Raw genomic sequence first — 19,770 nt, 5'->3', positions numbered from 1 at the left:
TTGAGAAGAAAGTCATGATATTAGCATTTCTATCATTTTTCATTTCATTCAATTGAACGAAAAAAAGCCTTTATGCGTTTTGCATAAAAGCTTCAGGTGGGGAGCAGCAGGCAATATATCTCGTTCTACCTTCTTGTCAGCACCTCGTACGTTAACTTTAGGATTATTCATATCTAAGTGATTCAATCGGATCGAGCCTCGCTGCTTTATTGGCAGGAATCAGTCCAAAAATAATACCAATGAGCATACTAAATAGGACGCCTCCACATACGATTTGCCACGATACAAGAGAAGGCCACCCTGCAAACAGTGACACAAGTGAAGCACCTCCGAAGCCAAGCGCGATTCCAAGTAACCCACCGATCAGTGTAAGGACGACAGACTCAATTAAAAACTGAACGAGTATTTGAGCCCTAGTTGCCCCAAGTGCCTTTCGAATTCCGATTTCTCTTGTTCTTTCTGTGACAGATACGAGCATAATATTCATGACACCAATGCCGCCGACAAGTAATGAGATACCAGCAATTGAGCCAATGATTGTTGTCATGACAGACGTAATTTGACCAATGCCTGCTGCAATCTCTTCCAGATTGATCATTTCGTAAGCATCTTCTGTATGGTGATTTTCATTTAAGCGTGCAGCCGCACTCTTTCCCACTTCTTTCATTTGATCAGCATGTGCGACTTGAATAGACAACTTATCATATTCTTTCACACCGAATGCAGTTGTCAGCATTGCAAAAGGGACATATATTTCATTCATATCAAATGAGAACAGACCTTCCTGTTTTGCTAAAACTCCGATCACCTCAACCGGCTGTCCATTCATCCAAATCAACTCGCCTACTGCCTTCTCTCCATTAAACAATTCTTTTTGTATCCCTTCTGAAATAACAGCTGCCCTTCTTCCGCTCCTAAAATCGATTTCACGTAAGTCCTGTCCTTCTGCTATATGTAATGAATGTACATTCGTGTAGCCTTCATTAATTCCATTGACCGTTGCATCTATTGTTGTATCTTGGAATCTTAATTGCATGCCTTGTGCCGTGGAGGAGGCAACCTGTTTAACCCCATTCAATGCTTGAACACTTTGAATGTCTTCTTCAGTAAATGTGGCTTCAAATAACGCATTCGGATTCGCATTTAACTCCTCATCAGAGGGTGTATAGGTCATATCAATGGTATTGTTTGGCCCTGAAATTGATTCTTTCAGCATTTGCTCTCCGCCTTGACCGATGGCAACGACTGCAATCACTGATCCAACCCCAATAATAATGCCAAGCATTGTTAAAATAGAACGCAATTTATGAGCTAGGACAGAATTCAGCGCTATTTTGATATTTTCAAAGAGTTTCATTCATTGCGTCTCCTTGTATCAATCTATCTTGAACGAGGCGTCCATCTCTTACAACGACTATCCGGTTTGTATACGCAGCTATTTCTTCTTCATGAGTAACGAGCACAACCGTTGTTCCTTCCTCATTGAGCTTTGTAAACTGTTCCATAATCGAACCGCTCGTTTTTGAATCAAGAGCGCCTGTTGGTTCATCTGCCAAGATGAGCTTCGGCTCATTGACAATCGCACGTGCGATGGCTACTCTTTGCTTTTGACCCCCTGACAACTCGTTTGGCATATGCTTCATTCGATCTGCCAAACCAACCTTTTCAAGTGCCATTTCCGCACGTTCTTTTCTTTCCTTTTGACTGATACCAGCGTAAATCATCGGAAGTTCAACATTTCGCCTTGCATTTAATCTAGGCAGTAAATAAAATTGTTGAAAAACAAAACCAATGGATCGATTTCGAATCACTGCGAGATCTTGATCCTTTGCTGCCGACAGCTCCATACCTTGAAAATGGTACTGTCCGGAGGTCGGGTGGTCCAAACAGCCAATGATATTCATTAACGTTGATTTTCCAGAACCGGACGGGCCCATAATGGACATATACTCGCCTTTACCAATGACGAGGTTCACATCACTTAATACATCAAATGTCTCCTCAGCAACTTCGTAGCTTTTTGTCACGTTTGAAAGCTGAATCATTCAGCATTCACTTCCATTCCGTCATACATGTCATCTGATGGCTCTGCAATGATTTGATCTTCTTTTGTTAAACCTTTCGTCACTTCAAGATCTTGACCTGACGTTTCACCTAATGTCACTTTTACTTTCTTCAGTGCATTCTTTTCAACAACATAAACGTATGATCCATCTTTCTCTTTTTTCACAGCTGTTTCAGGAATTGTGAGCACTTGACGCTTGTCCGTTTCAATTTCCATGATCATTTTAAAGCCTGGTTTTGCATCCGGCTTTTTCCCTTTTATTTCAATTTCGACTGGATATTGTACGGTTTGATCACTAGCAGCTGTTTCTGCTGTTGACTGGGCAGGCACAGTGCCCACTTTTTTCACCACTCCTTGCCAACTCTTTCCGCGAATGACATCAGACGTTACCTTTACTTTTTGTTTCTTTTTGACTTTCATAGCGTCATACTCAGTGATTAAGCCTCGTACGATCATTTTTTTCTCATTGCCAATATGGATCACCGGCTGCCTCTCTTCTAGCTTCCCTGCGCCAGCATCTTGCTCGATGGAGATGACTGTTCCTTCAATTTTGCTATGTATCGTTAAATCTTCTATTTGTGCCTTTACTTTTTCTTGGTTAAGCTCCGCTTGTTTTTGCTCTAATTCAGCGGCTTTGAGTTCGAGTTCAAGCTGATCTCGCTCGTTTTTCGAATCAGAGCCCGCCTTTTTCCCCTGATTTTCATCTAATGTATTGAGTCTATTTTGTAATTGTTCAAGCTTTAGTGTACTTGATTCAGCCGCAAGTGCTTGCTGCTGTTCTTCAAGCTCCAGTTCCTTATTTTCATATGTAAGGAGCGGTGTTCCAACTTTCACCTTTTCTCCTTCTTTCACAGCGATATGATTCAGGCTTCCCTTCTCTTCTTCTGTATAAATGAATTGCTCCTCCGAGAATGAAAGTGTTCCAGGCGTCATCACCGTAGAAGTTATTTCTTTTGATGCAAGTTGGACTGTTTTAAATGATGCCGTAGAGGCAGGCTTTGATTGGTTTTTTGCAATATTAAATCCAATGAATAGACCAATCACAATAATGATAATGGATCCGATAATGATTTTCTTTCTCATAAAAACATTCTACCCCCAGCTTACTGCATGTTGATGGTGATTGTGGTTCCTACATATTGAAAAATTAAAGATAATACATAAAAGACACTCACAATAATCCAAGATATTCTTGGCGAAATGCGGCCGACTTTGATCAATAAAAAGCCTGTTAAAACAAGATTCCAGATCACAAAAAGATCGATATTGGCTAACACGGCATGCCATGGACCAGACATTCGAATGAATGCGTTTAATGAGGTAACCGTGATATCTTTTGGCACATGAAAAAAAATGATCGCCAAATGAGAAATAATCGTACCAATGATCGTAATAGGTGTGATATACAGTACACCTGAAAACAGCTGATGAAATGTTGCATCACCTTTTGCTAAAAAGACGATGAACTTGTATACGGCAGTATTAATGACAACCCCAATGACCAGACCAATAAGCGTGATCACATAAACGAAAGGGATTGGTAAAATTAAATCTGCCCACAATCCTTCATTCACTAGCTGAGACAAATAAGTGACAACAACTGTTAATACAAGCACACATGATAAAGGCCACCAAACGAATGGCTGCTCCCACACTCTTTTTAAATGCTCTGATGGTCTTGTGCTTACTCCAATCATTGTGGGTTTTGGCGTTGTTTCTTTCATCAAATGTCATCCTCTCCATGTGCTGTAAGTATCGAAACGTTTTTTCATACTCTTGTTGTTTCTATTTTATCAAAAGATTGCCAATAAGTGATAGATCATTTGATTTTCTTATTTTCATAGTGATAGGATTGAATCTATTATTCTATTTTCATGAACGACATCCTTCAAATGATACCTTGATCCGACCATATTCATATGAAAAAATCATGATTTTACTGACTGAAAAACAGTTTATGAAGTAAACAACATGTCTTTCGGAATAAATATCCTTTTCCTTTGGATTCAGATGGTCTCAGTTAGACACAACAATTTTTTGTTAAAATATTCCTAGTAATTTCAATGAATCCCGGCTTTATAGGACTATGTTTAGCGCCTTTTATAGAACAGATGAGCCTTTAGTATCAATACTTTCATATTAAAAAAATAAAAATAAAAGGATTTTACTTGATCAAATGTTATTTTTTCATATAATGTAAAATAGAGGTAGGTTAAATGATAGTGGAAATGGAGTCAAGTGAATGTTAAGAGAAAAATTGAAAATGCAATTGATTTTACTTTATGAAAAGGAACAAGAAGCATGGCAATACTTTAGAAAGGAAAGAGAACTGATTTATCATGAGCTCAAATTACTTGATATGAAAGAGAGCAGACCTTCTAATGACAAAATATACTACGCAGCAAGGTGTGTAGATATTATTAAAGAAAAAAAGGGAAGCATCGTGAGCACAAAAGAACTAAAAGAACAGCTTCAAGCTCAAACAGATTTCAATGTGAGACGAATCAGCGAATTGTATGATCTCATTCAACAGCTCGATCCTCACATTTCTAAAGCACGCCGGGGATGTTTTATTTACGAAGATCATACCCAAGTACCTCTCCAAACTTTTCACACATAAAAAAATTGGTTACAGCCGCTGGCCATAACCAAATCCTCTAATATCTATTATCCACCACTTACAGGAGGAATGAGTGCAACAGTGTCCCCGCTACGCACTTCAGCATTTCCCCTCGTATATATTTCGTTGACTGCAACCATCACGTTTTGTGCAGTATCAACACCATATACCTCCTGTAATTCTATTTTAATCTCATCAACCGTTGTTTGATCTTTTTGAATGATGATTTGTTGTTTACCGGCCTTCTCAGCAAGGCCGGCGAACAATAATACGCTAATCATGCCGCTTCCCTTCTTTCTCGTTAAGTTGGAGAGTACTAGGTTTTCCTTCCGGGTATGAAACGGTTTCAAGCTGATCACCTATCCAAGCCTCTCCATCTTCCCAGTATTCCTTTTTCCATATAGGAACTATTTCCTTTATTCGTTCAATCGCATATTCATTGGCTTCGTATGCAGCTTTCCGATGAGGTGATGAAACAGCTATTGCCACTGCAATGTCACATATCTCAAGAGTGCCAATACGATGCACAATAGCAGCTTCTGTATCGGGCCAGCGTTTTTTAATTTCTTGTCCAATTTGACTCAACATATTTTCCGCCATTGGTATGTATGCTTCATATGTTAAACGCAGCGTTTTTTTGCCATTTGTCCATTCTCTTACCGTGCCTATGAATGTCGTAATGGCTCCCGCTTTGCGTCTTGTGACATGCTGAATCAATTCATTCACATCAATCGGCTCTTTTGTGATCTTAAAAAGTTCATTCATACGAGGCTTCCCCCTTCAATAAATTAAAAGCAAATGTGATCCCGCGCTTGTCAAATGCTGAAAACACAGGAAACGGGTATTTCTCAGTGAATTGTATTTCTTTATTGAAATAAATGGCTGCTTGTATATGAGAAAGTGTTGAAAGATCAATGAGTTCCTGTTCGTCTTTGACACACAGGATTTTGCGATAAGGCGCCTGTTTGTATCCTTCGATCAAGACGGCATCTAAAGGAAGATGCTGACACATGTTGATTAGTTGTGTGAATGTCATGTGCCGTATGAAAAAGTGACATTCACCTTCTCCCTCCACACCTGCGGCAAATGCACCCGCTTGAACATATCGATCCGTATCTTTTTGTTTGAACAGACGGTCTGGCTTTCCGCCATGTCCGTGATGTTTGAAGCAGCCTAGCTGCATTTCTTCTTCATCCGCCAGCTGACATAATTTTTCGATCAGCGTCGTTTTACCACTATTTTGATAGCCCACGACTTGTAGAATGTTTAATTTGTCATCCAACATGGAGCACCGCCTTCGTGGTGAAATAGCAGAACGCTGACCTGGTCACCTGCACTAAACCCTCTTGTTCCTCCAGGCAAAACAATGAAACAATCAGCATGAGCAATAGATGTCACCGCACTAGATTTATCAAGACCGGTTGGCGTCACACTCAGCTGGCTGCCAGCGAAATCAAGTGATGCTCTAACAAATCGTGTGAATGGATTGGCTTTTGGAAAATCATGTGTCAGCTTCGCCTCAGCAAAAACGGGAAATGGATTTTCTTTCAAACACCATTTATAAATGATCGGTTTGACAAATAGTTCAAAGCCAACAAAACAGGCAGCCGGATTTCCTGACAGCCCATAAAGCAATTGACCATTTGACAACGCAGCAACGGTCGTCACACTTCCAGGTCTCATGGCGACTTTATTAAACAACACCTCTGCACCTAGTTTTTCATAAATAGCAGGTAAAAAGTCAAAATCACCTACCGATACACCACCTGTTGTGATGAGCATATCAACTTTGCTTAAGGCTGCTTTTACGGCTTCATAGCTTTGATCAAAATCATCGGATACACCGCCTAAATCAAGCGGTTCTCCTCCAGCTTCAAGAACCTGAGCGTATACCATGCTTAGGTTACTATTTCTAATTTTACCGTCCACCATGGCATCACTTACTTGTAGGAGCTCGGTACCTGTTGAGATGATACCGATCACCGGTTTTTTGACGACTGGCACAACCGCATACCCGAACGTTGCCAATATCGCCGTCACGCCTGGGGTAACTTTTGAGCCTTTTTTGATCATGACGTTCCCTTTGAGGGTCTCTTCTCCTTGCCGAGAAATATTGTCCCCCTTTTTCAGCCGTCTTTTAAGTGACATCATTGATTTACCGTCTTTTTCAAACGTTTTCGTCAATTCGAGCATGATCACAACATTTGCTCCTTTTGGAATCTTCGCTCCTGTCATGATGCGAATCGCTTGAAAAGGACCGATCGTTTTTGCAGAAACAATACCTGCCCCTATATGATCAATGACCTCAAATTCAATCGGATGCTCGCTCGATGCTTCCTTTGTATCTTCTGCTCGAAGTGCAAAACCATCATACGGAGAACGATCAAAGGCAGGAACATCGTGATCTGCTAAAATATCCTCTGCAATCCATCTTCCAAGGCTGTTCTTTAAAGGAACCCATTCGACTTGTCCATGTTTTTGAAATTGGTGGACTTTCTTTACTGCCTCTTCTACTGGAATTGGCTGTCGTCTTTCCATCACTTCTCACTCCTATATGCCTAGCAGTCTTGCTAGTAATGAATTGGCTACTCTTTCATCATTTGTCCCATGGATTAATACACGTCCTCCTTTAAAACAAACGATACGGTGTCTTTCATAGCGTATATGAATTAAAAAATCGTTCACTTCCACCTCACAAATAGAGGACAGACGCTCTTTTACATGCTGAAATGAAAGGTTTTCTAAATCCTTCGATATGATCTGAATGGTGTCACGCCCGCAAAGAATCGCTGTTTTTTTTCGCTGTTCCTGTAAATATGGATACGTTCTATTTATGCCGCAAGATGGACAGCTCTCCTGCTTCGTACGAGATACATCCATTTTAAACGAAGACGACTGCCACAAATCAAACGTGACAAACTTTCGCTCCATTTGCTCTTCATGCCCTGTTAAATATTTTAATGCCTCTGTTTGCTGATAAGCCGACACCATTTGGACAGCAGGAGAAATAATACCAGCTGTATCACATGTCAAACCCCCAATAGGCACTGAGGTAAATACACATGATAAGCAAGGTGTTTTGCCCGGCAAAATGGTCATATACATTCCCTGACTGCTCACACAGGCACCGTAAATCCAAGGCGTATTTGTTTCTAAAGATAAGTCATTCATCACCATTCTTGTCTCAAAATTATCAGTCGCATCAATGACGATATTTGCTTTTCGGAATAAAGGTCTTAACAGCTCTACTCCTGCATCTTCAATAAGAGCGTGTATGGTCACTTCATGGTTGATCTCTTGGAGACGTTTTTTCGCCGCTGCCGCTTTTGGCACATGCATCTTTGCATCGTGTTCAGTGTACAGCTGCTGCCGTTGTAAATTTGAGAATTCGACATAATCACGATCTACAATCGTCAAAGTACCAATTCCAGATCGGACAAGCCCTTCAGCAGATGCTGTTCCAAGTGCACCAGCTCCAACAATAAGGACATGACTTTCGGCAAGCGCAGACTGCCCTTTTTCGCCTACCGGAGGGAACAAGATTTGCCTTGAATATCGCTCGTTCAATATTGTTCTCTCCTTCTCGTTTTTATGTATCATATCATACCGTTTTCAGGTAAATCGCTTCTTTTATTGATATTATGAAATTCATTTGGTGCCACGTTCAGTTCGTCGGCTGGAACAACCTGGACGTGAAGTTTTTGTAATAAGTCTTTGATAGCTAATTGATTCTCTTTTAAACACGCAGAAATAAACGGAAGACTGCGGCGGTGATAAAGCGCAAATAACGGCTGTAATCTTCCCTGCACCATCGGAACCACAGCATCTACATGCTTATGGCAATAAGAAGATAAAGCGACGGCTGTCTCTTTTCGTATGAATGGCATATCACATGCCGTCACTAAATACCACTCTGCTTCTTGCTTTTGCATAGCGGTATATATACCTGCAAGCGGGCCATACCCACGCACCTGTTCATCATCTAACCAAACAGCTTGTTCCCCTCTTGCTTTGAAAAAAGGCAGAAGCTTCGGGTGACTGATGATGACGGTTTCCCCTTTCAAAAGTTGCTCTTTCACATGTTCATATAGTGGTTTCCCCTGATAGACATGACTTGCCTTTGGCTCTCCAAAACGCCTAGAAGCACCTCCGGCTAGTATCACATTCACTATTCTCATCATCTCATCCCCTTTGATATGGTTGTTCTAATCGCACTCATTTCGCATACTTTATTGATAACATGAATAAGGAGGGTCTACCTATGAACCGGCGCCATGCTTCTCCCCTATTCCATGATCTGTCTCAAGAAAATCTATTTTTAAAAGCTGAAACGGCCAAATATCAACAGATAATTTCAGATTTACAGTCCACGTATACCTATGCTAAAAACAAGAAGCTATCTCAAGAATATCATGAGATGAAAAAGGATTTCACTCAATTAAAACAACAATTGGATGAAATGACCATTGACCAAGACGAAGCATCATCTAAAATACAAGATCTCTCTTATAGCAAATCGGAATTATTACATAAAATCGTCCTTCTTCATGAAATGCTGCAAAAGGAAACCTATCATAGACGAAAAGAAACAGAGGAAAAGCACCGATTGCATTTGAAGGTTGTAAAATATAAGGAAATGTCTCAGCAACTACAGGAGCGATTACTAGACCAAGATAAACAGCTTGCAAAAGAGGAGAAAAAAGGAAATACTTTATCCGCTGTGATTGAAAAACTGCAGCAAACTCTAGGCGATAAAAACGCAGAGCTTCATTTATTACAAGAAGGCGTCCGGCATCTACAGGAGCGTTTTTATGAAACACAAGAAAAATTACTGCAAATCGAAAAAGCAAAAGAAGCCATTTTTTATGAAACGCTCACGAGCTACCAAAAACAGTTGGCCGAAAGCGAGGAATGGATCGCTTCTCATTTTGCTGATATCGACCAGTCAGCCCAAACAAATGCCGAGCCGTTCTCACAAGACCCTATTTTACAAACAACCGAAGAAATAGGACCGATTTTGAAGAAACTAAACGAACAAGTAGAAACGCTCCAGGCAAAAGTTGATGCGGTGCAGCGGAGTGGAGAGGTCATGACAGTGAAGATCGATGGATTTAAAAAACAGCGCGACAACATGCCCAAAGAACGAAAGATTGTCTATACAGTTGATCAAAAAAAGTGATTCATTCATCACGTACGCAAGAAAAAACTGCTGGCATTTACGCCCAGCAGTTTCTTTTTTATTTATTCGTCTTCTGTTTGAATGTCGCCTTCTAAAATATACTGTCCGCGATAAGGTTTCTTCACTTCTGGGTACATTTTAATTAAGCTTTGCATAAACGTTGTCATATTTGGAATTTCAAGACCACTCTCTTTTTCAATCTCTTTTTGAAGTTCAGAGCTTTTAATCGCCGCATTATGACGCTTTAATGTTTTGATTGCAGCTTCACGAAGCTTAGCTGCCTTTGATCCAGGTCTAGCTGTGCCTCTTCTGCGTCTTGTAGATCCTTCAGGAATACCTACAGGTGCACCATTTAGCTGACCTGTTCCTAAAGATGATGTAACGTTTGACTGCGTTTGCGCAGGCTGATTGTAGCTTCTCATTTCTTGTGCAGCCAGCTCAGCTAATACAGGCAGTGAATCTGTTTTTCTCTCTGTACGTACTTCTTTTTTTGTATCTGTGACGAGACCTGTACCTTGACGGTCTAATTCTCTTAGTTTTGCGTAAATCGCATCTCGTTCAATTTGATATTCACGGATGACCTTTACTTCTGCTTCATTTAATTGTTCCAATCGTAAACGTAACGCTTCCCTCTCATTAAACAATGGATTTCCCCCTCATCATATAAAAAATATTCTATAGTAAATATTAGATTAGAAAACTAATTTTATCAACTATTTTTTTATCATTTTACAGTTTGCTATCAGATAGGTATTTCCAACTAAAATTTTGCCAAAGAAGAAAAATCGGCACCCATTTCATTGCCACTATAGGCTTTTGACCACCTTTAAAATATTGTAAAAATTTTGAATAAACGCTTATACTACTTGATTTATATAGTTATTTACCAAACTGAAATTTCTTTTGTGCAAAAACGTTCTGAATAGTAAAAAGTTAAAATCTTTACATTTTCATTTCAAAATAAAAATGTAAATAGGTCATAATACCTTTTTATTTTAGGAAATTTTTTTAATGAAATCCCTCATTTTCTCTTTTCTTAGGCATTCCACCTACAATCATATTCATCCAGTGCAATATGTCTCCTATTTTTCCCCATGAAAAAACCCCCATTCATGGGGGGAAAGCCTATTCTGCAGCCTTTTCAGACTCAGAAAGAACTCGATTGACACGTTTTTCAAGCATTTTCATACCGCTTCCGCCAGCTTGGAAGTGGCGTAAAGCACCTGTTTTATCGAATACATAGTAAGCTGGTACATATTCGTTCTCAAATGCTTCTGTTAATTTATGGTCGCTGTCTACAAAGATTGGCTGTGTGATTTCATGCTCATTTGCAACCTCTTTGATTTTTTCTAGATCAAGGTCATCCTCTGAACGTGGCATGTGAACTGCGATCACGTTTAGTTGATCTTTGTATTCATCACGGAATTGGTTCACTTGCGGCATCGCCTCTTTACAAAGGTGACAGCTAACTGACCAGAAGTGGATCAATGTTGGTTTATCACCAATTAATTCTTCTCTTGTTACTTCTCCATTTAACCATTCTTTTGCACCAGTTAGTTCCGGCATTGGTTGACGTAATTTCATTTTGAAGCGCCTCCATCCATTGTATGTCTCGAAACAAAAAAGTCTAACATCAGTTAGACCCCAGCATGTAGACAAACCCTCGCATTCTTTTTCGGTCCTGCGTGCTGGTACTCACGAATGTCACATTCGCTTCGCGCCAGTACTCGTTCTTCCTAGACTTCAAAGGTTTTCTATCACGCTGAAAAGAAGACAAAGGGCTAAAATCAAGTTCATTTTAGCCCTTTGTCAACAATCTGAAGGTCTAACACCCGTTAGACTGTTTCTTCAACTATCAATTAAAGTGTTTTTTGACCAGGTTTCCAGTTCGCTGGGCAAAGTCCACCAGTTTGTAATGCTTGAAGAACACGTAGTGTCTCATCTACATCACGACCGATATTGTTGTGGAATACTGTTTGATATTGAAGTTCGCCTTCTGGGTTAATGATGAATAGACCACGAAGTGCAATTCCTTCTTCTTCAATTAAAACACCGTATTCTCTAGATACTGTGTGGTTTGTGTCAGCAGCTAGTGGATATTTTAATTCACCAAGACCATTGTCTTTACGATCTGTGTTGATCCAAGCAAGATGCGTATGGATTGTATCAGTAGATACACCAATGATTTCTGCATCTAAATCTTCAAACTCATCATAACGATCGCTCATTGCTGTAATTTCAGTTGGACAAACAAAAGTGAAATCCATTGGATAGAAGAAAAGAACTGTCCATTTGTCATTCTTGATGTTTTCCTCTAAACTCACTTTACCAAATTCCTTATTAGCAAGTACTGCTTCCATTTCAAAACGTGGAGCTTGTTTTCCTACAAAACGCTCTGCCATATGTAAATCCCTCCAAAATTAATATCTTTATACAGACTTCTTAGCTGTATATAAAATGAGAATCAATAGGTTGAATTCTCATTTAGTTAATAACTTCACAAATATAATTATAATACTTAAGCGATTTTTAGTCAATATTAATTAATAATAAATTTAATTAACGATTTGTCACAATCTCTCGCTCCAACTATTAAAAGTTTAACATGACTTGCATAAGGGAACAAATGATTAGCTTCTCATTTCGCACATACATAGAAAGGTTTTGAAGATCATGAAAGCACTTGAACAAGTAGATTGGGTTTCCATCATCATGAATATCAGTATGATTTTTCTAAAACTCATTGCTATTTTTGTGATTTATTTTATCATCAGAGCGATTGGAAACAAGATGATTAAGCGTGCCTATTCAGCATTCTCTGAGAAGCACGATGTCTCTTTATCACGAGCTCAAACGCTGCAAAGTCTTACCTTAAATATTTTCGCCTACTTGCTGATTTTTATTCTAGTTGTGATGATCCTCGACTTATTTCATTATAACCCAACCGCCTTGCTGGCTGGCGCAGGTGTTGTAGGACTTGCCATTGGATTTGGCGCTCAGGGATTGGTGAGTGATATTGTGACAGGCTTCTTCATACTGCTGGAAAAACAATTTGATGTCGGCGAGTATATAACGGTTGCTGGTTTCGATGGGATCGTTGAACAAATTGGACTGAGAACAACACAGCTTAGAAGCTTTGATGGCACTCTTCATTTCATTCCGAACCGAAGTATACTGAATGTAAGCAATCATTCACGAGGGACGATGCAGGCACTCGTTGATATCGAATTATCCCCAGATGAAAATGTGGATCAGATGATCACCACTTTGCAAGCAGCCTGTGATGAAGTTCGTGAGAGCCTGCCGCAAATCATCGAAGGTCCTCAAGTCGTTGGAGTGGAATCATTTGGCTCTTCATCCCTCGTCCTTCGTATCATTGCAAAAACTGAAACGATGGAGCAGTGGCGTGTCGAACGAATTCTGCGCAAAAAAATGAAAGAAGCACTCGATCTAGCCAAAGAGCAAAAAGAACCCGGATCATAATATCCTGGTTCTTTTTTGTTAGTTTTATTGAACACGCTGTTCTACTTCTTGACAAATTTCATCAGCCGTCATACCTGACGCTGTAATAACAGATGCCTTTGTCGTTGTGTCTGAAATGCCAAGAACATTTGAATCTAACCCTGTGACCACATAACAGTCACACTGATCCATTTGCTGTTCATTTTGAATACGTACGACATCATACCCTTTTTGCTTCAAAAGTTCTTCTACATCGGATAAAGATGGTTCTACACCAATTCTTGTCATAATCAAGAACACCTCCTGTTCATAAGGTGTACAGGAGACCATTTGATTATTCATTCACCTGCTTGCTTTTTAAAATAAGCTGTCATGACGTTCACAGCTGTTTCAATCGCATTTTCGTCAGGCGTGAGTTTTGCATGGTGCAGACCATATTCTGAATCTACCCCTAGCCAAAACATGAACCCAGGGTATTTTTTCAGCATGTAGCCGAAATCTTCTCCTGTCATCGCTTCTCTGCATTCAATGACGTTCGCAAGACCTTCTTCGGCTACATATGACATAAATTCTTCTGTCAAATCCTTTGAATTGTCCACTTCGTAATAAGATGAAGGGTATCGAACTGTCACCTTGCATTCATAGCCAATTTCAATTCCCTTTGCAAGTGCTTCAATTCGTTTTCTCACCTTTTCCATAGACTCTGGCGAGAGCGTGCGAATGGTACCATCAAGCTTTGCATGCTGCGCAATGATATTTTGAGCAGTGCCACCTGTAATCGTGCCAACTGTAATGACGGCACTATCAAGAGGGTCCACATTTCGTGAAATCACCGATTGCAGCTGCCCTACTAGTGCACTTGCAGCCACCACCATATCATTTGCTAAATGAGGGTATGCGGCATGCCCGCCTTTTCCTTCAAGATCGATCACAAGCTCACTCGTATTAGCAAATAATAGGCCCGGCTTTGTTGCAATCGTGCCGACTGGATATTCAGGTGCAATATGCAGCGCTGTAATAAAGTCTGGCGTCCACTTTTTTAGAACATCACTTGTAAGCATTGGTTCAGCTCCGCCTGGCCCTTCTTCTGCCGGTTGGAAAATAAATAGCAGATCTTCTTTGATTGGCTGATACACGAAATGATCAATGATACCAAGCGCAATGGTCATATGAAGATCATGTCCACATGCATGCATGTGGCCTTCATGTACCGATTGAAATGGATAGCCCGTTTCTTCAGGGATAGATAATCCGTCCATATCTGCACGATACGCAAAGACGCGCGTAGGATTTGTCCCTTTTACTTTCACAAAAAGTCCAGTCCGCCATGTTTCCATCTCGATTCGATCTGTTGGGTACGATTCGAGATGCTTGATGAGGTAAGCTTGTGTTTTAAATTCCTTAAAACCAAGCTCAGGAATTTGGTGCAAATCTCTTCGAATGGATATTAATTGCTCACGATTTAACAAGTGAACTCGCTTCCTTTCCTCTATACGAATAAGACGTGGATATATCATCCACGTCTTCAGCTGCGAATTGTGTCAATTAAAGCTGACGCAGTTCTTGTTTGATTTCAGTTTTACCTTTTGTTTTTTCATCAATGTCTTTGATTTTCTTTGCAGGTGTACCTGCTACAACCGTGTAAGGCTCGACATCGTTCACAACGATCGCTCCAGCTGCTACAACTGCACCTTTCCCAATCGTCACACCTTCTAAAACAACAGCGTTTGCACCAATGACAACATCATCTTCTACTACAACTGGCTTAGCAGAAGGCGGCTCAATAACACCTGCAAGAACAGATCCCGCACCGATATGACAGTTCTTACCTACTGTCGCACGGCCGCCAAGAACAACGTTCATATCAATCATCGTACCTTCACCGATGACTGAACCGATATTAATAGATGCACCCATCATGATGACTGCATTATCGCCAATTTCCACTTGATCACGAATGATTGCACCTGGCTCAATACGTGCTTTGATGTTTTTCAAATCCAACATAGGAATCGCAGAGTTACGACGGTCATTTTCCACGACAACATCTTCAATTTTGTCTTTGTTTGATGCTAGAGCTTCTTGAATTTCGCTCCACTCACCGAAGACAACACCAGTGTTACCTGTGATAAATGTTTTTGCATGTTCACCAAATTCAATACCTTCTAAGTCCCCTTTAATATAGACTTTCACAGGTGTTGATTTTGTACTATTTTGAATAAATGAAATAATTTCATTAGCGTCCATTTGTTTCATGTATGTATGTCCTCCTCTTAATTTATACTTCATTACTGTACCAAAGGAGAGTTTTAATGACAAGTGAAAGAATCGTCTGCGCCTTGGCAAATAAAACAAGCGGGCCTCTTTATCCCGCTTCTTGCTGGTGAAGATGAACAAATTGTTTACCAAAAGAAATCAATTCCTCTTCCTCGTTTCCTTCTGGATTCAGCTCAATTTTGATGGATGGCAGGACGATATCACCGCCCAGCTCCTTCACTTTTTCTTCAATTAAATCCACAGCTCCGCAAAAATGTTCATAAGATGTATCTCCAGAACCGAATACAGCAAATGCTTTACCCGTCAAATCAAGCTCTTCCATTTCCTCATATAGATCAATAAAATCATCTGGAAGATCACCATCTCCCCAAGTATATGCACCTAACAGAATGTGCGAGTAATCATGAAGGAGTTCAGCATCAATATCCATCGCTTCATGCCGATCCACGCTAGCCCCAGCTTCCTTTAATCCTTTTTCGATTAAATCAGCCATTGCTTCTGTATTTCCTGACATTGTGGCATACACCAATAAAACTTTTTTCGTCACTTTTTCTTCCTCCTTATTAATGAATCAGTGCAGGTTCCTCATAAGGCCTGACAAACTTACTTTCATATAAACCCGCACAGAAAAAATTCTCCTTTTGATTGGCGACACGAAAACCGTGCCCTTTGATCGTATCAAACCATTTGAGCTCTTTTTGCTCTATATCAAGCTGATACACTTTAGAAAATCCATGCTCGTCCTGTGAGGTGGTCACATACACAATGCCGTTATCCTCTGACACATCCAAAAATGATTCCTCTCGCGCAAAAGCTTGTGATTGAATATCATGCAGCATATTTGTATGTAGGTCTAAAATTTGAACAGATCCTCTTTTCCCTTTTTTAGAGCCCAACGCGCAGACAAGGAGGTGTTCTCCGCAAAGCAACATAGAAGCAGTCATTCGGTGCTCTTCTCTGTTTAGGAGAAAAACCTGTTCACTTTGGAAGTCATACACCCATATTCCTCCATGCACCTCATGAATCTGTGTTCCAATATAAAGATAATCGCCGGCTACACATAATGAGCGAATCACAGGGGGATGATTTACATGAGCAAATGGCTTCATAATTTCCCAGGAAATTCCGAAATCGGTTGACACATAAATACTATGCTTTCCATGTGCGCATACAAACCCATCTTTGCGTCCTGTAATAGACCAAACAACTGCATTTGTCGGAAAAGATGATAGCGCCCATGTGTGGCCCTCATCTCCTGATCGTATGACAGTTCCATTTTCACCAACTCCGAACAAATACGGACCAATATAACTGATAGCGTGGATTTTATGCTTGAGCTTAAAAAGCTGCTGCCATCCACCCTCCACACTGTAATGGAAAATACCTTCTCGTTTGACAGCAACAAAGTAGCCGCCACTTTTAGACGCAGCAACAGCTGTCGCACCTTTATGAAACATGATTTTCAACTCTTTTCTCAGACAATGATGCCCACGTTAAAAAACTCGTTGCAAACTCCTCACAGCACGCCACATCTTCATCTGTATCTGGCGCAAGTTCCATTTTCAATGTTTCAGGAAATACCGATGCACCTGTCGATTTCAGCATGTCATGAAAGGTATGAACAGCCTCGCAAAACTTCGGATAACTGTAATCGCCTGATCCAAATACCGCCGCTTTGATGTGAGAAAGTTCAAGGGCTGAGACCTCTTCATAAAAATCTTCAGCTTCATAAGGTAAATCACCATCACCCCATGTGTAAGAGCCGATCATGACATAATCGTATGAAGAAAGATCTTCTGCGCTTGTGTCGTCAAATTCCATCATCTCTGTCTCTATCCCTTTTCCTTCAAGCGTTTGTTTTAAGATCGCTGCCATATCTTCCGTATTGCCAGACATACTCGCAAATGCAATTAGTGCTTTCATCTATTGGTCACCTCATCTAAATGATAATCATTTTCAATTATTATATGTACACTTTAAATGATAATGATTTTCATTGTCAAATGTTTTATGAAAAGGTGCTGTTCAAAATAAACATGGCGTACATCAAAAAACCGCTCATTCCAATTGGAAGGCGGCTTTAATTGATCATCACTCTATCTCTTTGTGATTTACTCTTTTTTTATTTCTGAATAAAATATGGACCGCAATCGGTTTCGTGCGTCATCACAAATGTCCAATTTTCTTCCCAATCCATGACATACAGATCGCTATAGTCCATGTGTCCGTCTGTATACGGCAATTCCTTCACTGACAGGTCAGCGGCGTTTTCAAACAGATACGCTTCTTGAGTAAATTGATAAAAAAGAGTACATGTATGCTTTGATTGCTGATGAAAGGCGTTGATCGCAGCCTCTTTTTCAAGGCATTCAACTTTTCCCCAGCTACATAAGTGCCATAGGAAGCCATCCATCCCAATCTCTTTTTGTTCTTCTAAAGAAAGATGACTTGCAAAACGTCCACACCATCTCTCGCGTAAATAAGTTCCCCATTTCGGTATATCCGTCTTCTTTTTTCGTTGATTTCTCATCATTTCTTCCAGCTTTCTGCTTTTTCAGTATGAAACATGTAAATCTATTAAAAACCCAATATCCTAAAAAAGCACCTCCTCTTCCAAAAGTACTTACACTGCCTCACTTTCAAGCATTTCTTTCACCACACCAACAAATGCTTGAACTTGTTTTAACTGAAAAGAGGCTTCATATCCTAACAGCCACGTGTCACGTCCGATTTGCTCTCCATTTGCGTCTACGAGCGGGGTTTTGTGTACGCTTTTCTCATGATCATATAGGGTGACCGAAGGCAAAATGGCGTAGCCGATACCGTGATAGGCCATTTGTTTACATGTCTCAATCTGGTCCACAAGAATCGTCTGTTTTGGCGACACTTTAAACTTTTGATGCCACCAGTGCTGAATTTCTTGATAATAGGTGCTATCACTTTTAAATTGAATAAACGGGCGTTCTGTCTCAATTAACTCATCCACGTCCTTGATGACAGAATCGACTAAATATAAATGATCGGTCATTAAGTATTCCTTTGTGCCCTTCCAATCAGGATTCCCGCGAATGATGCCGATGTGGACATGGTCTTCATACAGACTTTTAAGCATCTCACTGCTCCAGCCTGTCACAAGAGATACTTTGGCATTTGGGTATTTCTCGACATACCGCTTCAACACCTTTGGCAGCCAGTGCTGACCAATAATGGACGCAACTGCAAGCTTGAGTGTACCGTGAATGTCTCCTTCAAGCTCGTCAATTCTCTCTCGCACTCGATCCTGCTCAGTCGTGACCTCTTTGGCGAATTGAATAATCTGTTCGCCAGCTGAAGTGACTGTCAAGCCTTTTTGTGAACGAAAAAAGATTTTGGTTCCCCACTCTTTTTCAATCGTTTGCAGCCTTTGAGATAAGGCAGGCTGAGAGACAAAGAGCCGCTCTGAAGCCTTTCTCATATTCAATTCCTCACTAAGTACAACAAGCATATGTAACTCTTGAAGCTGCATGGGCGCCCTCCTTCTCTCGATAAGTTTTTCTTATTTTATATAGTCATTATATAAATAATAGCTTATGAAGGCAAAAAAAATAAGCTGGGCTGCAGCTCATTTTTTTGCGGAATGAATGACTTCATTTAAGCGCTTTAATACAACACGCCGAGTGAAAATCCCTTCGAATACTTGCTCTTCATTTTCCACACAAACAAATCCATTATTCGTCACAGCGTGAACGCCTTTTAAAACAGGATCCGTCGTTTTCAGTCTTGGAATATCTGATAGCATGACCTCTTCTACCTTCAATTGGTCGAGCTTTTCAAATTCAATTCGTTCTAAGCCAAAGATTTTATCCATGATCATATTTGTTCCAATTAACCCATGAAGGTGATAAGAAGCATCCAGAACAGGTATGGCTGTATATCCTGTTTTTGTCAGGACCAATAGGGCGTGCTCAAGATTATTTCCAATTTGAACGTGTGCCACTTTATCTGCATCAATCATATGCTCAGCTACTGTTGACTCAAGTAATTGAGCCGGTTCTATCTCTATCATGTTTCTTCGACCCCTTTTCTCTCAATCATACATTCCCCTTTAACATTAAGCATAAACTAAAACGAATTTTGTCGAAAGATTTTTTTCTGCATAAAAAAGATACTCAGCGTAGAGTATCTAAT

25 protein-coding genes are annotated in these 19,770 nt (G+C 40.2%); 3 read left to right on the top strand and 22 right to left on the bottom strand.

Annotated features, from left to right (window positions below):
• Positions 1–163 precede the first annotated feature (163 nt).
• From ES896_RS11605 to yknW, 4 genes are read right to left on the bottom strand one after another with little or no spacing between them, the layout of a single operon-like run.
• Positions 164–1,357, bottom strand: a complete 1,194-nt coding sequence (locus ES896_RS11605) for an ABC transporter permease (RefSeq protein WP_035392183.1) — start codon at positions 1,355–1,357, stop codon at positions 164–166.
• On the bottom strand, positions 1,344–2,045 hold the full coding sequence (locus ES896_RS11600; protein ID WP_135226822.1) for an ABC transporter ATP-binding protein: 702 nt from the start codon (positions 2,043–2,045) through the stop codon (positions 1,344–1,346). Before ES896_RS11600 ends, ES896_RS11605 begins: the two co-directional genes overlap by 14 nt.
• Positions 2,042–3,148 carry an efflux RND transporter periplasmic adaptor subunit gene (locus ES896_RS11595; protein ID WP_007498628.1) on the bottom strand — a complete coding sequence of 369 codons (1,107 nt, stop codon included), beginning with the start codon at positions 3,146–3,148 and terminating at the stop codon, positions 2,042–2,044. The genes ES896_RS11600 and ES896_RS11595 overlap by 4 nt, the downstream gene beginning before the upstream one ends.
• Positions 3,149–3,168: 20 nt before the next feature.
• Entirely contained in the window at positions 3,169–3,789 is a 621-nt protein-coding gene (yknW, locus tag ES896_RS11590; RefSeq protein WP_135226821.1) for a YknW family membrane protein, read from the bottom strand.
• A 518-nt stretch (positions 3,790–4,307) separates the two neighbouring features.
• Here yknW and ES896_RS11585 point away from each other — a divergent pair.
• Entirely contained in the window at positions 4,308–4,685 is a 378-nt protein-coding gene (locus tag ES896_RS11585; RefSeq protein WP_017359410.1) for a Rok-like winged helix domain-containing protein, read from the top strand.
• 47 nt (positions 4,686–4,732) lie between these two features.
• Here the strand turns inward: ES896_RS11585 and moaD are convergent, their stop codons facing one another.
• From moaD to ES896_RS11555, 6 genes are read right to left on the bottom strand one after another with little or no spacing between them, the layout of a single operon-like run.
• A complete protein-coding gene (moaD, locus tag ES896_RS11580; RefSeq protein WP_008345159.1) occupies positions 4,733–4,966 on the bottom strand; it encodes a molybdopterin converting factor subunit 1 in 234 nt (77 codons plus the stop codon).
• The gene (locus ES896_RS11575; protein ID WP_008345161.1) at positions 4,959–5,450 is read right to left on the bottom strand and encodes a molybdenum cofactor biosynthesis protein MoaE; all 492 of its coding nucleotides are present in this window, start codon (positions 5,448–5,450) and stop codon (positions 4,959–4,961) included. Before ES896_RS11575 ends, moaD begins: the two co-directional genes overlap by 8 nt.
• Complete coding sequence (gene mobB / locus ES896_RS11570; protein ID WP_046527034.1) at positions 5,443–5,970, bottom strand: molybdopterin-guanine dinucleotide biosynthesis protein B; 528 nt, start codon at positions 5,968–5,970, stop codon at positions 5,443–5,445. The genes ES896_RS11575 and mobB overlap by 8 nt, the downstream gene beginning before the upstream one ends.
• Positions 5,952–7,226 (bottom strand): molybdopterin molybdotransferase MoeA, encoded by a 1,275-nt coding sequence (locus ES896_RS11565; RefSeq protein WP_048001602.1) that lies wholly within the window; start codon positions 7,224–7,226, stop codon positions 5,952–5,954. The genes mobB and ES896_RS11565 overlap by 19 nt, the downstream gene beginning before the upstream one ends.
• A gap of 9 nt (positions 7,227–7,235) precedes the next feature.
• Positions 7,236–8,252, bottom strand: coding sequence for a MoeB/ThiF family adenylyltransferase (locus tag ES896_RS11560; RefSeq protein ID WP_050827223.1), 1,017 nt, complete (start codon positions 8,250–8,252; stop codon positions 7,236–7,238).
• 29 nt (positions 8,253–8,281) lie between these two features.
• On the bottom strand, positions 8,282–8,863 hold the full coding sequence (locus ES896_RS11555) for a molybdenum cofactor guanylyltransferase (RefSeq protein ID WP_017359414.1): 582 nt from the start codon (positions 8,861–8,863) through the stop codon (positions 8,282–8,284).
• 83 nt (positions 8,864–8,946) lie between these two features.
• Here ES896_RS11555 and ES896_RS11550 point away from each other — a divergent pair, with 83 nt between their 5' ends.
• Positions 8,947–9,864 carry a coiled-coil domain-containing protein gene (locus ES896_RS11550; RefSeq protein ID WP_025207264.1) on the top strand — a complete coding sequence of 306 codons (918 nt, stop codon included), beginning with the start codon at positions 8,947–8,949 and terminating at the stop codon, positions 9,862–9,864.
• A 62-nt stretch (positions 9,865–9,926) separates the two neighbouring features.
• Here the strand turns inward: ES896_RS11550 and ES896_RS11545 are convergent, their stop codons facing one another.
• From ES896_RS11545 to ahpA, 3 genes are all read right to left on the bottom strand, one after another.
• Positions 9,927–10,508 carry a Rok-like winged helix domain-containing protein gene (locus ES896_RS11545; RefSeq protein WP_007498648.1) on the bottom strand — a complete coding sequence of 194 codons (582 nt, stop codon included), beginning with the start codon at positions 10,506–10,508 and terminating at the stop codon, positions 9,927–9,929.
• Between the two features lie 481 nt (positions 10,509–10,989).
• Positions 10,990–11,448: a TlpA disulfide reductase family protein gene (locus ES896_RS11540; RefSeq protein ID WP_008345174.1), complete on the bottom strand. Its 459-nt coding sequence runs from the start codon at positions 11,446–11,448 to the stop codon at positions 10,990–10,992.
• A 275-nt stretch (positions 11,449–11,723) separates the two neighbouring features.
• Positions 11,724–12,266 (bottom strand): biofilm-specific peroxidase AhpA, encoded by a 543-nt coding sequence (gene ahpA / locus ES896_RS11535; RefSeq protein WP_007498654.1) that lies wholly within the window; start codon positions 12,264–12,266, stop codon positions 11,724–11,726.
• Between the two features lie 271 nt (positions 12,267–12,537).
• Between ahpA and ES896_RS11530 the strand changes: the two genes are divergently transcribed.
• Positions 12,538–13,347, top strand: coding sequence for a mechanosensitive ion channel family protein (locus ES896_RS11530; RefSeq protein ID WP_017359416.1), 810 nt, complete (start codon positions 12,538–12,540; stop codon positions 13,345–13,347).
• Between the two features lie 24 nt (positions 13,348–13,371).
• On the opposite strand, the gene ES896_RS11525 is transcribed toward ES896_RS11530, so the two are convergent.
• The 9 genes from ES896_RS11525 to cbpB all read right to left on the bottom strand — a co-directional run bounded on the left by ES896_RS11525 (position 13,372) and on the right by cbpB (position 19,648).
• A complete protein-coding gene (locus ES896_RS11525; RefSeq protein ID WP_003211408.1) occupies positions 13,372–13,614 on the bottom strand; it encodes a YkuS family protein in 243 nt (80 codons plus the stop codon).
• Between the two features lie 50 nt (positions 13,615–13,664).
• Positions 13,665–14,843: an N-acetyldiaminopimelate deacetylase gene (locus ES896_RS11520; protein WP_046343430.1), complete on the bottom strand. Its 1,179-nt coding sequence runs from the start codon at positions 14,841–14,843 to the stop codon at positions 13,665–13,667.
• A 28-nt stretch (positions 14,844–14,871) separates the two neighbouring features.
• Positions 14,872–15,582: a 2,3,4,5-tetrahydropyridine-2,6-dicarboxylate N-acetyltransferase gene (gene dapD / locus ES896_RS11515; protein ID WP_008347987.1), complete on the bottom strand. Its 711-nt coding sequence runs from the start codon at positions 15,580–15,582 to the stop codon at positions 14,872–14,874.
• Positions 15,583–15,691: 109 nt separating this feature from the next.
• Complete coding sequence (locus ES896_RS11510) at positions 15,692–16,117, bottom strand: flavodoxin (protein WP_051057902.1); 426 nt, start codon at positions 16,115–16,117, stop codon at positions 15,692–15,694.
• A 49-nt stretch (positions 16,118–16,166) separates the two neighbouring features.
• Positions 16,167–17,060: a hypothetical protein gene (locus ES896_RS11505; protein WP_025207261.1), complete on the bottom strand. Its 894-nt coding sequence runs from the start codon at positions 17,058–17,060 to the stop codon at positions 16,167–16,169.
• Complete coding sequence (locus tag ES896_RS11500) at positions 17,050–17,526, bottom strand: flavodoxin (RefSeq protein ID WP_008347992.1); 477 nt, start codon at positions 17,524–17,526, stop codon at positions 17,050–17,052. Before ES896_RS11500 ends, ES896_RS11505 begins: the two co-directional genes overlap by 11 nt.
• Positions 17,527–17,725: 199 nt before the next feature.
• The gene (locus tag ES896_RS11495) at positions 17,726–18,133 is read right to left on the bottom strand and encodes a DUF4275 family protein (RefSeq protein ID WP_052320948.1); all 408 of its coding nucleotides are present in this window, start codon (positions 18,131–18,133) and stop codon (positions 17,726–17,728) included.
• A 93-nt stretch (positions 18,134–18,226) separates the two neighbouring features.
• Positions 18,227–19,108, bottom strand: a complete 882-nt coding sequence (locus ES896_RS11490; protein ID WP_007498669.1) for a LysR family transcriptional regulator — start codon at positions 19,106–19,108, stop codon at positions 18,227–18,229.
• 96 nt (positions 19,109–19,204) lie between these two features.
• Positions 19,205–19,648, bottom strand: a complete 444-nt coding sequence (cbpB, locus tag ES896_RS11485; protein WP_007498671.1) for a cyclic-di-AMP-binding protein CbpB — start codon at positions 19,646–19,648, stop codon at positions 19,205–19,207.
• Between the last annotated feature and the right edge of the window lie 122 nt (positions 19,649–19,770).

This window comes from Bacillus sp. 005/A4HT-01/001 (genome assembly GCF_004634445.1).
In the GTDB taxonomy this organism is placed as follows: domain Bacteria; phylum Bacillota; class Bacilli; order Bacillales; family Bacillaceae; genus Bacillus; species Bacillus altitudinis.
Note: the sequence above shows the minus strand (reverse complement) of the source record. Positions and strands in the feature narration are given on the sequence as shown.